Source organism: Limisphaera ngatamarikiensis (assembly GCF_011044775.1).
In the GTDB taxonomy this organism is placed as follows: domain Bacteria; phylum Verrucomicrobiota; class Verrucomicrobiia; order Limisphaerales; family Limisphaeraceae; genus Limisphaera; species Limisphaera ngatamarikiensis.
Genome location: NZ_JAAKYA010000052.1, coordinates 164,998 through 179,117, shown reverse-complemented (window position 1 = coordinate 179,117; position 14,120 = coordinate 164,998). Strand labels below are relative to the sequence as shown.

Below are 14,120 nucleotides of genomic sequence, written 5' to 3'. Positions count from 1 at the left end.
GTGGGGATGGGACGTTTGGGGTGGCGACGAATGTTGGGGCTGGGGACGGGCCGGTGGCGTTGGCGGCTGGGGATGTGAACGGGGACGGGGTGATGGATTTGGTGGTGGCCAATGCGTACAGCCACGATGTGAGTGTGTTGCTGGGGCGTGGGGATGGGGGATTTGGGAGTGTGACGAACTGGTCGGTGGGGAGGAATCCGAATGGGTTGGTGTTGGGGGATTTCAATGGGGACGGGTGGTTGGATGTGGCGACGGCGAATAATGGGAGTGGGGATGTGAGTGTGAGGTTGGGGGTTGGGGGTGGGGGATTTGGTGGGGTGACGAACTGGGCGGCGGGGAGTGGTCCTGTGGGGTTGGCGGTTGGGGATTTGAATGGGGATGGGAGGTTGGACCTGGTGGTGGCCAATTATGGCAGTGGGGATGTGGGTGTGTGGTTGGGGCGTGGGGATGGTGGGTTTGAGGGTGGGGTGAGGTATGGTGGGTTGAATCGTCCTCGGGGTGTGGCGGTGGGGGATGTGAATGGGGATGGGTTGATGGATGTGGTGGTGGTGAACAGTGGGGACAACACGCTGGGGGTGTTGTTGGGTAATGGGGATGGGACGCTGCGGCCGGTGGTGAGTTATGGGGCTGGGACGTCGGATCCGTATTGGTTGGCATTGGGGGATTTGAACGGGGACGGGTGGTTGGACGTGGTGATTGGGAGTTATGGGAGCAGTCGGGTGGTGGTGCTGTTGAACGGTGGGGCTGGGGTGTTTGAGGGGCCGGTGAGGTACAGTGTGGATGGCAATCCGATTGGTGTGGTGGTGGGGGACTGGGATGGGGATGGTTGGTTGGATTTGGCCAGTGCGAACTACTCTGGCAACAGTGTGACGGTGTTGAGGGCGGTTGGGGTGGGGGGTTTGGTGGAGGATCCTGTGGGCAGTGGGGTGCGGCACGGGTATGGGCGGGGCAATCTGTCGGGCAGGGGTGATGTGGACTACTGGAGCTTCGGTGGGCGTGCTGGGGATCGGGTGATGGTGGCGGTGGAGGTGCCGGGCAATCCGGGCAGCAGTGGGTTGTATTATCGGTTGGAGGGGCCGGACGGGAGGGTGTTGACGGACTTTTACGCGCAGGGCAACGGGACGGGTCAATCGGGGCCGGTGGAGTTGCCGGTGAGTGGGGTGTATCGGGTGCGGGTGAGTTACAATTACGACTATTGGGGGGAGTATCGGTTGCGGGTGCTGGTGGCGTCGCCGCCGTGGCAGTTGGAGGCTGAGGACAACAACACGGTGGGCCGGGCCAACGTGCCGGTCTTTACGCGGCAGGGGACCAACCAGTGGGCGCTGATTGCCGGTTACCTCCGCGCCGGTGACCCGGGCGACGTGTTTGCACTGGGTAACCAGTCAGCGGGCACTGTCATCCGGGTGGGTTACACAAAGCCGGTGCGCAGTGGGTTGGCCGGTGTGCTCGACATCCTCGATAGTGCCGGCAATGTGGTGATCAACGGCCTGCCCGGCGTGACCAACGTGCAGTATCTCATCCCGCCGGGGCAGGGCGGCAGTTACTACGCGCGGATCCAGGCCGGCCCTGCCGGTTATCGCTCCGGTACCGAGAGCGCGCTCTTGTTTGATGGGAGCAACGATTATGTAGACCTCGGAGCCTGGTCGCCGGGCACGCAATGGACCGTGGAAGCCTGGGTGCGGCCCGCCAGTCTCCCCGGCGGTCGTCGCGCCATTGTGGGCGGGTTGGCCGAATGCCGCGATTGGGGTTTGGTCATGCAGGATGGTCGGTTGGGCATGGTGGTGAGGCCGCCCGGAGGTTGCTCGCAGGTGGTGACCGCAAATGATCAAGCCGTGCCCGGGACGTGGTATCATGTCCTGGCCACGAGCGACGGACTGGCCGCGCGGTTGTACATCAACGGTCAGTTCGTTGCGGTGGCACCGGTGGATTCCAACTATGTGGCGACCGCTGCCGGCACAAGGATTGGTGGTGACGTTTGCTGCGGCGATTATTTCCCGGGCACCATTGACGAGGTGGCAATTTGGGAACGGCCTTTGACGGGTGAGGAGATTCAGGCGAGACCTGCGGGACCACTGACAGGATCGGAACCCGGGTTGGTTGGGTATTGGCGGTTCAACGAAGGGCAGGGAACCCAGGCAGCCGACAGCACGGCGTTGGGGCGGAACGGAGTTTTGCGGAACGGCGTCAGTTGGATCGCGCTGGGTCCGGCCGACGCTTCAGGCCCCGGCTTGGAAACGCAGTACTTGCTGAGGCTGGAGCTTTCCGATGGGACACCGCCCGAACTGGTGGCCGACACCCTTCCGGCCGAGGGTACGACCATTCTGAGCCTGTTTGACAGGTTCAGTCTGACGTTCTCCGAGGATCTGGACCCCGCGACGGTCAATGATGCGAACCATTACGAACTGCGGGGGGCCGGTCCCGACGGTCAGTGGGACACCGACGACGACCGGCTGTTTACGGTGCGTCCAGCCGGCACGTATGCCAGCGGCACCACCATCCAGTATCAGGTGATCAACGGTCCGTTGGGACCGGACCGGTACCGGTTCACGGTGACCACAGGGATTCGGGACCGAGCGGGGTGGGCGCTGCCGGCGCCCTGGGTCCGCAGGTTTAACGTGGCTCAGGTCATGGGATTCACCACGGAAGTGGAACCCAATCAGGACCGCGGTGTTGCCACGCCCATCGCGCTCACCAACGCGCTGCCGGACCTGTATAGCGGCGGCGGGCGCGGCTTTCTGCTCAACAGTGGCGATGTGGACTTCTGGCAATTCGACGCCCTTGCGGGCGATGTGCTGGTCGTTGCGGCTCAGGTTCCCGGCAACCCGTCCGGCAGCGGACTCTATTACACCTTGTACCGACCCGACGGATCGCAGTTGGGTGCCTGGTCCGCCAGTAACAACGGTTTGCTGCAAACACCGCCGTTGGTCTTGACCAACGGCGGACGGTACGCCCTTCGGGTGAGTCCGAATTGGGGCTACTACGGTGAATACCGCATCCGCATTTCGTTGTATCGAGCCGGATTGCCGGTTGAGGTTGAACCCAACGGGACGATCGCCACCGCGACCGGACTCAGCTACAGCACCAACGGCACCATCCGGTCGGCGCGCGTTGCGGGTTATGCCCAGACGGATGCCGACCTGGACTATTTTGATTTGGGCATCATTGAGGCTGGTCAAACCGTGTTTGTGCAGACGCGTCAGCCGGTCACCAGTCCGTTGTTGCCCGTGGTCAGTGTTTACAAGGCGGATGGTTCGTATTTGCCGGAGGCGTCCGGAGGCCGGCCCGGCGACGGCGTGGCGGAGGTCCGCATTGAACAAACCGGTCGCTATTACGCCCTGATGCGGGCGCAGGTCGGCTCGGCCGGCCTGATGAGCGAGTATTTGCTGGACGTCACGGTAATGCCCACGGCGGAAGTGGTTTATCCGAATCTTCAGGTAACCCGGCTGGAAGTACCCGTAACAACCGGTCTGCGCAGCGGTGATCCCTTCACATTCACCTTTGCCGTTACGAATGTCGGGTCCCTGGCCGCTCCGGCCGTTACCTGGTACGATCGCGTGGTGCTTTCCGCCGATGCCAGGCTGGATGAGGGTGACCTCACCTTGGCGCTGATCCCGCGGACCGGCCCGCTGCAACCCGGTCAAGGGTACACGGCCACTCACACCGTGAACCTGCCGGACGGCGTTCATGGGTCGTACTACCTGGTGGTGAAGGTGGACGCCACGGACACGGTCAACGAATTCCTGTTGGAAGGGGACAATGAGACCGCCACGGAGCAACCGTTCGAGATCGCCCTGGCCGATTATCCGGATTTGCGAATTGAGAATCTGCGGCTGAGCGATCCCGGTCCGGACGGGACGCGCACGCTTTCGTGGATCACGGTCAATAGCGGTCGTGCAACGGCGCCGGCCGGCTTCCGCGAGCGTGTTCGCGTGCGGAACGTGCCGCTGGGAACCACCGCATTTGAGGACACCCGGGAGGTGACAACCAACATCCCGCCCGGGGAGGGTGTTTCGCGCCAGATCGCGTTTGTGGTTACCGAACCGGGTAACTACCTGGTGGAAGTATTCACCGACGCCAACCAGGATTTGTTCGAGCACGACGGGGTCAGTCATGAATCGGCCGAGGCTAATAACGTGGCACAAACCGGCTTTGTCATCACCCGGATGTACACATTGACGTTGAACGTAAGCCCGGTGGGTGCCGGTACGGTCAGTGGGGCCGGGAGTTATCCTGCCGGCAGCCTGGTGACCGTACGTGCCATGCCGGTCACCAACCAGGTACCCTATGTGTTCCTGCATTGGGCCGAGGGTGGGGTGGTCCGCAGCACGAGCCCCGAGTATTCATTCAATTTGAACACCAATATCACGTTGACGGCCGTGTTTGGTCTGCCGCGGTTCACCCTGGGGGCCACGAATCTGCCTCCCGATGGCGGCACCGTACAGGGCACGGGCACTTACCCGTGGGGCTCCACCAACACACTCACCGCGGTGCCGGCCTACGGTTATCGGTTCAGTCATTGGAGTGAAAACGGTGTTACGGTGTCCACCAACCCGGTGCTCAGCGTGGTGTTGTACAGCAACCGCTTGTTCACGGCGCACTATGCCGAGGCGCACCTGGTGCATGTCGTGACCACCGCGACGTCACCCGAGGGCCTTGCGGTCGTCACCGGAGCCGGCACCTACACGAATGGTCAGACCGGCACCTTCAGCGCGCCGTTGACGGTTACCAATGAACCGCCCGATTACTACGTGTTCCGGCGTTTCCTGATGAACGGGCAGCCCTTCGGCACCAACGCCACCTTCCAAAAAACGTTCACCACCACGGATCCGACGAACATCGTGTTCACGGCGGTTTATGAAAAGGTGGATGCAACTCCGCCCGTACTCGGTCCGATCACGGTTTCCGCGGGCGTGGTGTCGGCCACCTTGAGCTGGACGAACAACGAGCCCACGACCGCCCGGGTGGTGTACGGGACCAACACCGCCTATGGCTTCACGAACGTGGTGACGCAGTTGCGGACCAATCACTCGGTCGTCCTGACCGGTCTCTCGCCGGCCACCACGTATCATTTCCTCGTCATGGTAACCGACGCCGCTGGCAATAGTACGGTGTCCGGGGATCGGACCTTTGACACCCTGAGTCCGCCCGACCTGGTACCGGGCGAGGTGCGGGTGCCGGCCAGCGCACAGGCTGGGACCATGATCGAGATGGTGTACAACGTGACCAACCTCGGACCAGGCACTGCCCGGGGTCCGTGGTTCAACATGGTCCTTGTCTCGCCGAATCCGGATGGATCAGGGGCAGCCTCGTTGGGAGTGGTCCGGTTTGATCCCGGTCCAACAGGTCTGGCGGCCGGGACGTTCCTTACCGTGACGCAACAGGTGATCGTGCCCAGTGTTGGGACCGGTCCGCGCTGGTTTGGAATCCAGCTGGACAGCGGGAATGTCGTTTACGAGGCGAATGAGACCAACAACACCGCGTTCGCATCCAACGCACTGAATGTGGTCGCCACCGATCTGCGGATCCTGCACGTGGACGCGCCTGCCGCGGTTGTGTTGGGTCAGGCCTTCCCGGTCATGTATGTGGTGACGAATGCCGGCGGCGCGCCCGCCCGGGTGGCCTGGACCGATCGGGTGGACCTGTCGTCGGCCAGTAATGCGCCCGGCATGTTGTTGAGGACGGTCCCCGCTCCGGTTGTGCCGCTGCCGGCCGGTGCCGCCTATACCAACACGGTTGAGGTGGTGGTTCCGCTGACGGCGACGACGGTGCCGGGCACCTATCACCTGGTGGTGCGGGCGGATTGGGACAACGCGGTGCCGGAGGCCAGCGAGATCAACAATCTGGCGTCCAGGGTGGTGCAGGTTTCGCTGCCGCCGTTGCCGGATCTGGTGGTGACGGAGGTGCAGGGGCCGGCACAGGCGCTACCGGGGCAGACGATCCAGTTGGTGTACAGCGTGACCAACGCGGGGACCGCACCTGCCGGACCTGCCTGGTCGGAGACGGTGTACGTGGCGACCAATGCATTGGGTGGCGGGGCTGTTGAACTGGGCACGTGGGTGTACACGAACACCTTGGCCCCTGGTGCCGGTCTGGTCCGGACCCAGAATGTCGCTTTGCCGGCCGAAGTGGCGGTCGGACCGCTGTGGCTGCTGGTCTGGGTGGACAGTCGCGAGCAGATTCTCGAGGCGGCCGAGACCAACAACGTGGGGGTGGCTTTGGAGCCAATGACCGTTCCGGCCGCGCTGACGCTTCGCCTCAGTGCGAATCAGATCAGTGAAGGGGCCTCCCAGCCGGTCATTGCCACGGTGACCCGCAACGGCGGGCGCGGTACACCGTTGGTGGTGACCATCCAAAACGGCAACCCGAGGGAGGTCAATGCACCGGCGCAGGTGACCATCCCGGCCGGGCAGGCTTCGACGACCTTCAGCGTTGTAGCCCTGGTGGACGGGGTGGTGGATGGGCCGCAAACGGTAACCCTCGGGGTTTCGGCGCCGGGTTACGAGCCTGCCCAAGCCCAGTTGACGGTGTTGGACATTGACCGGCCGCGGTTGTTCTTGAGTTTTGCCACCAACCATGTCTGGGAGGGGGCGGTTTTGCAGGGTGTGCTGTCCCGAGACGTGGTTAACGGTCCTGTAACGGTCAGCCTGGCCAGTTCGAGCCCGGCGCAGCTGGCCGTCCCGGCCACGGTTACGATTCCCGACGGGCAACGCAGCGTGTCCTTTGAAGTGACGGGAGTGGACGACACCGCGCTGGAGCCGCCCATGACCGTGGTGGTCAGTGCTTCCGCTCCGAATTACTTCGGTGCCACCGCCGAGGTGAGTGTGCTGGACGACGACTGGCCACTGGTGACGCTGGAGGTGACGCCGAACCCGGTGCGGGAAAGTGCCGGGCCCCAGGCTGCCCGGGCGCGTCTGATCCGCATGCCGTTGTCACCACGGGCAGTGGACATTGAGCTGGAGTCGAGTGATCCGGACCTCCTGACCGTGCCCGCCCGGGTCACCATCCCGGCCGGGGAGACCAACGTCACTTTCTGGATCGCCGTTCGCGACAATGACCTTGTGGATGGCAACCGGGACGTGACCCTCCGTCATTGGGTCCTGGCCACGGGCGGCCGGATCCGACTGGCCGAAGGTGTGCCTGCGGTGGTGACGGTCACCGATGATGACGGTCCCACGCTCCGGCTTGAACTGGATCGGGTCCTGGTGGCCGAGGGCCGGACCAACGCGGCCACACTGACCATTTGGCGGAATGCCGGCACCGACACCAACCTCGTTGTGACGCTCAGCTCCAGCCGTACCAATGAAGCCGTGGTCCCGGCGGAGGTTCTCATGCCGGCCGGCGTGGCCCGGGTGACCGTTCCCGTGCACAGCATCGAAGACGGTGTTACCGACGGGAACCAGACCGTGACCCTCACTGCTGCAGCGCCCGGGTTCACGCAAGGTTCCGTCAGTCTGATTGTCTCCGATGTGAACCTGCCGGACCTGGTGGTTGCCGATGTCCAGGTGCCGCCGGTGGCGGAGTCCGAATCGTATGTGGACATCACCTACACCCTGCGGAATCAGGGCAATGTGGCTGCACCGTCCAACTCCATTGTCCAGCGCGTGTACCTGTCCTCGGATCCGGTCCCAGGGGACGACGTCCTGGTGTCGCAGTATACATTCAACGGCGCCCTGCCGGCCGGATCCGGCTTTACGCAGACCCTGCCCATTCGCATGCCGCAGACCGCCGGCGCGTACTGGGTCCTCGTGGTGGCGGATGCGCAGGATGGCGTGGCTGAGGTGATCGAGGACAACAACCTGACCGTCTCGGCCATCCCCATTCAGGTCCGTCCGGCCTACAATGCCACGGTGTCAACCCCGCTGGAGGTTGCGCCTGCGGGTACTGCGGTGCCGTTGACAGGCCAGGCCCGGCGACCTGACGGTCAGCCGGCGGCTTATGTGCTGGTCAGCATTCATATCAAGGTCCGTGACACGGTTCGTACGATTGCCGCTCTGACGGATGGGCTCGGCCGGTTCAGCACCACCTGGCAACCTTTGCCGGGCGAGGCCGGCTATTATGAAATCGCGGCCGGGCACCCGGGCGAACCGGTGCCTCCGGCGCAGGACAGCTTTTACCTCCTGGGCCTGAAGGCCGAGCCTGAACGACCTTCCATCCGGCTGAGCGAGGGCGCCAGCGGTGGCGGGGTCGTGATCCTGCGGAATGTGAGCGGTGTACCCCTGACCGGCCTTGCAGCGGCGATTGTGAGTCAGCCGCCGAATGTAGACGTCACACTGACCCTGCAGACAAATCATCTGGCCGCTGATGGGACCGTGGCCCTGGGCTACGGTGTTTCGGCGCGCGACGCCAGTTACACCTGGGGTTACGTACAAATCCGCATCACCAGCGCCGAGGGCATGACGTTCGAGCTGCCGCTCCGGGTGGATGTGGACCCGCTGGTTCCGCGGCTGGTGGCTTATCCGGGGCGGCTTGAGGGCGGCATGAAACGCGGGGCGGTCCGGACGGTGAGCTTCGAAATCGTGAACCAGGGCGGTCTTGAGACCGGACCGCTCACGGTTTCGTTGCCGCCGGTGCCGTGGATGCGCGTGCTCTCGCCCAATCCCATGCCTTCATTGGCGCCCGGCGGGACGAATGTGGTCACTCTCCAGCTCAGTCCGCCGGAGGGTATCGAGTTGACCGTGCATCAGGGCACTTTGGCCATTAACGGGACCGGCCATGGGATCAGTGTACCCTTTGCCTTTCGGGCCTTGTCGGAGGCCCGGGGCGACCTCCTCATCCGCGCGGCGGACGAGTTTACCTACTATGCTCAGGGTGCGCCGCCCGTCACCAATGCGAGTGTTCGTGTGTACGATGCGGTGAGCCGGGCGCTGGTGACCAACGGTGTCACGGATGTTCGGGGGTACTTCTTTGTGCCGGGTCTGATGGAGGGTTACTATGATCTTGAGGTGGAGGCGGACCAGCACAACCCGCATCGGAGCACCCTCTTTGTCGAACCTGGCATCACCAATGAGGTGACCGCGTTCCTTTCCTATCAGGCGGTTCGGTACACCTGGACCGTGGAACGCATTGAGATCGAAGACCACTACCGCATCAGCATCGAGACCGAATTCGAGACGGTCGTGCCCAAACCCGTGGTGACGGTGGAACCGGCGGTCCTCGACGTGAGCGACCTGCGGGTCGTCGGTCAGACCAAGCAGGTGAATTTGACCATCCGAAATCACGGACTCATTGCTGCGGATGACGTGAAGTTGTCTTTCAGCGATCATCCGTTCTATTCGATCGAACCGCTGATCCGTGAGTTGGGGCGGTTGCCCGCCAGGTCCTCTTTGACCATTCCTGTGACGCTCCGGCGCATCGGCGATTTCGCCAACCCCGCTCCCGGACGGATCCGGGCGGCGGCGGGTGTGCCTTGCGGGATGAACGGCGAGATCACGTACGAGTACGAGTGTGGTCCGTTCAAGGTGCCTGCCAGGGCCCCGGTGGGTGTCAGCGGCGTGCAGGGCGATTGTGGTGGGGGTGGAGGTGGCGGCGGTGGCGGCACGGGCGGTGGTTGGGCCGGTTGGGGCGGCGGCGGCGGGGGCGGCGGCGGTGGCGGCGGCGGTGGCGGCGGCAGTGGGAGGATCAGCTACGATGCTCTTGCCGTGAATGTGAAGGCTCCATGCGATGCCCTTTGCTGGGTACTTGCCATCGCGGGATGTGTGCCCGGTCCGGTGGGGTGCTTTTTCGCCGGGTTCAACTGCACTGTGGGTTTTGGCAACGCCTACACGCCGGGTGACACGGCGTGGGCTGCTCTGGATTGTGGGGTTGGGGTGGTCGGATGCCTTGTTCCCGTTCCGGGCGTCTCGATTGCGGCCTGCATTTACTCCCTGGCGCGCTGTGCCATGAGTAGCTCTGGGCTTCCTCCCTCGCTGGCTGCAGCGGGTGGACCTCAGGATCAAGCCACTTACTTCCTCCGGGGCATCCAAGAGGGCCTGCGCTTGTTCGGGGAAATCATCGGGACAACTCCGGATGTCTGGATCAACGATCAGACCGATGAGCGGCTGGGAGAGTGGTGGTCACGCTTCAAGGCTGCCGTGGTGGAGGACTCCGAGGAAGGGCGCCGGATCAGTTCGGCCGAGCGGGGCGATTTACTGAGCGGGGTGTTGCCGCCGGGTGTTCCGGTACAAGAAATCGAGCGCGTGCTTGACCGTTGGAATCGGAGTGTGGACAACTGGTCGCAGGGGATCTGGCGTCCCGCGGATGCGCCGGCAGGGGCGAACCTCGATTTCATCGACGCCGAGGTGTTGTACGGGCGGGTGCAAATCGTGGGCGCCTATCAGGAGGAGGCGGTCAATCGCGGATTTGCCGATCCCATGGACGCCCTGGTGGAGACGGTGCGTCAGCGCTTGCAGGAGGGTGAGTCGGGTGGCGTTTGCGCCCGGGTCAAAATCAAACTCGACCAGTCGGCCGTGCTGAGTCGAGAAGCTTTCCGGGCCACCCTGGAGATCGACAACGCCACCGGCTTTGCCGTGGACAAGATCCGCGTCGTGGTCCGGCTGACCGATGCCCAGGGGCGGGATGCGACCGATCTTTTCGGAATTCGCCCCCCCGAACTGACCGGTTTAACCGACGTGGACGGGACCGGCCGGGTACGCGGTGGCAGCAAGGGCACCGCCCGTTGGGTGATTGTGCCCACGGTGGATGCCGCACCCACGGAACCCACGGTGTACTACGTGACCGGTGAGTTCCGTTATGAATTCAACGGTGCGCAGGTCAATGTGCCGCTGACGCCCGTACCCATCACGGTCAATCCCACGGCGCGACTCACCCTCGACTACTTCCACCAGCGAGATGTTTATGCGGACGATCCGTTCACGGACGTGGTCGAGCCCAGCATACCTTTCAGCCTGGCCGTCATGGTCCACAACTGGGGCGCCGGGACGGCCCGCAACTTCCGCATTACCTCCGCGCAGCCGGAGATCGTCGAGAACGAGAAGGGGCTGTTGATTGACTTCAAGATCATCGCCACCGAGGTGGCCGGGCAGAACATGACGCCGACGCTCACGGCCAACTTCGGCGACATTCCGCCCGGCGGTCGCAAGATTGCCCGGTGGCTCATGACCTCCACGCTCCAGGGCCTGTTCATCAACTACAGCGCCACCTTCGAGCACCTGGACGGCCAGGGGAACCCGCGTCTGTCGTTGATCGACGAGGTCCGCATCCATGAGATGATTCGGATGGTTCAGGCCGGCGGGCCGTTTGAAGATGGTCAGCCTGATTTCCTGGTCAACGACGTTCCGGATGTCCATGACCTGCCGGACACGTTGTGGTTGAGTGATGGTTCCTCCAATGCGGTGTCCGTGGTTACCAACGCCACCGTGACGGGCACGGTGGGTCCGGGTAATCTTGCGGTCACCCTGCAGGCGGCCCTGCCGCCCGGCTGGGCTTACCTGCGCGTGCCGGATCCGGCCGACGGTCGGTACCAGTTGGTGGCCGCCGTGCGGTCGGATGGCATAGTCCTGCCGGCCACCAACAAGTTCCCGAACGTCTGGGTCACCGACCGGACGTTCCTCGGCATGGGCAAGCGACCCAAACGGGAAAACATCCTGCACCTGTTGGACCATGACAGCCCCGGCCAGTACACACTCGTCTACGAGCCGTTGCCCGCGCCGGATGACGAACCGCCCACCAGCGCCGTGGAACCTCTGCCGGCCCAGAGTCGGTCGGCCTTCCTGGTGCGATGGTCCGGTCAGGACAACACGGGCGGTTCCGGCATCGTGGGGTACGACATTTATTACAGCGAGGACGGCGGGCCCTTCCAGCGGTGGTTGACCGGCACTACCGCCACCAGCAGCCTCTTCCAGGGCAGCGTGGGCAAACGCTATGCGTTTTACAGTGTGGCCGTGGATCGGGCCGGCAACCGTGAGCCTGCACCTGCTGCGCCCGACGCTGAAACGGTGGTTGCCCTCGAGAACCGGGCGCCGGTGTTTGCCGCGCAAAGCGATGTGACGCTGTGGGAGGGAGAAACGCTTGTTCTCACCCTGAACGCAACGGATCCGGACGGCGATTCCGTGACCTATCGGCTGGGTGCCGGCGCGCCCGCCGGGGCGGTCCTTGACCCCAACACCGGCCGGTTGACCTGGATCACTGCGGAACCGCAGGGTCCCAGCACCAACCGGTTCATCGTGATTGCCACGGACAGCGGCACGCCGTCGCTCTCGGCCACGCAGACGTTTGCGGTTATCGTGCTCGAGTCCAACACGCCGCCCGAGCTGGAGCCGATCACCAACGCGGTGGTGGCCGAAGGTGCGTTGCTGAGCTTTGTCGTGAGGGCCACGGACGCCGACCTGCCACCGCAGCAGTTGCGATTCGCCCTCGGCCCGGGCGCACCTGCGGGTGCCTCCATTGACCCGACCAACGGCGTGTTCCGTTGGCGGCCGACCGAATTCCAGGGCGGCACGAATTACTCGATTCAGATCATCGTGACCGACAGCGGGACACCGGCGCTGAGCGCCACGCAGAGTTTTGTGGTCACCGTGGTGGACACGCGGGCCGACTTCCTCCTGCATGTGGGCGAGACCGCCGTTCTGACCAACGCAGGTGGCGCGTTGCCGCTGACGCTGCAGTCGGGCACGCCGCTGTCACGGTTGATCGGGACGCTGGAGGTGGCTCCCGCCCGGATCACCAACCTCCGGCTGACCAATCTTGCCCCGCAGGTCGGCGGCGCGACCCTGGTGCCGCTGGGTGACAACCGCTATCGGATGGAGATCGAGCCGAGGACCGGACAGTCGTTGCAGGGCACGGTGGTGTTGGCGGAGTTGGCCTTTGACGGCACGAGCGAGCCGCACTCGGCCGTGGTACTTGTGACCGGCACGGAACTGGTGGGGCAGCGCGTGGGCGCTCCATCGGCCAACGGTCGCGCCGGTGTGGGCCGGGTCTTCATCGTCGGGCCCGAACCGATCCTCGACCTGCAACCGGCCGGTACCGGGCAGGGTTTGCTCGTCCTGTATGCGTTGCCGGGCACCTTGTATACGATCGAACAAAACGACCGTCTCATCGGCGGCCAGTGGCGGCCCATCCGGTCGGTGACACCCGGCACATTGCGGACCGAGCTGGGTCGGCAACCTTTGAGCGCTCCGGCCGCCTTCTATCGTGTGCGCACGGGCGAGGCATTGCCGTTGCTCACGGCGCAACGGGTGGGAGACCAGGTGATCCTCGAATGGCTGGCGCCCTGTGAGGGTTGCGAGCTCTGGCAGAGTCCCGTTCTGGGTGCGGGGGCGGTGTGGACGCGGAGTCCGGTACAACCGCAGCTTGTGGGAGACCGTTATCGGGTGGTGGTGCCCGTTCAGCAGCAGGCGATGTTTTTCCGATTGTTGCGACCGTAAAAGAACCTCGCCACGGTCCGCGAGGCCGGCTGGAGGCGGGTAGGGTTGGGGGCTTCCCCCCGAACCCGTTGTCGAGATTTCGGGGCGAGTTTGAAAGGGCGCTGTTCGACGAGAGTCGGCGCTGCACGTGGGTGTGAACATGGGCGGATGGGCTTTTGAATCTCCTCGGGTGCGCGTCTTGGACCCGAGGACCTGCAGCCTGTATGGTCGCGTGGGCAATCACTCGTCCGGGACGACCGGCTTGCGGAAGTCCGGGGAATCTCCCGGATGATCAGTTTGCGGCGTGGCAGTGGGACCTTTGCCTGCGCGAGATTTTCGGGACGGCGCGGGCGAATGCAGGCCGGGTATGGCGATGACTCGTGCCGGGTGGGCCATGGGCGGTGTTCAGGACCACGGATTCATCCAGCTCTTCAGGCACATGTAGCTCCGTTGTCGTCACCGTGAACTTGAGGAAGACCCGGAGCGATGTAGTGGTCCTCGCTCTGGCGGTTCAGTCGGCACGAAAACTTCACGAGGCCTCATCGCAGGGTCGGACCGGGCTTGGGAATGCCTCCTGGCCTGGTGGAGCGGGCATTGCCCCGGCCCCGTGGCGGACAGAGGTTTCCTGCAGGTGGGCGGGTTCCCGGGCGGCGGTCCCCGGGCAGTTGTGGCCGCGCAGGGCCCGGCTGTAGCTGCCGGCGTCACAGGAGTGGATTGGGGCGTCCGGCAAGCCGTAGGGGTTGACTGGCGGGGGCGGGCGGGCAGCCGGGTGGGCGCCGG

Annotated in this window: 1 protein-coding gene; it reads left to right on the top strand. The window is 64.3% G+C overall.

The window, feature by feature from the left end; translation table 11 throughout:
• The first annotated feature begins 20 nt into the window (after positions 1-20).
• Positions 21-13,361, top strand: coding sequence for a CARDB domain-containing protein (locus G4L39_RS07970; RefSeq protein ID WP_205880868.1), 13,341 nt, complete (start codon positions 21-23; stop codon positions 13,359-13,361).
• Positions 13,362-14,120: the final 759 nt, after the last annotated feature.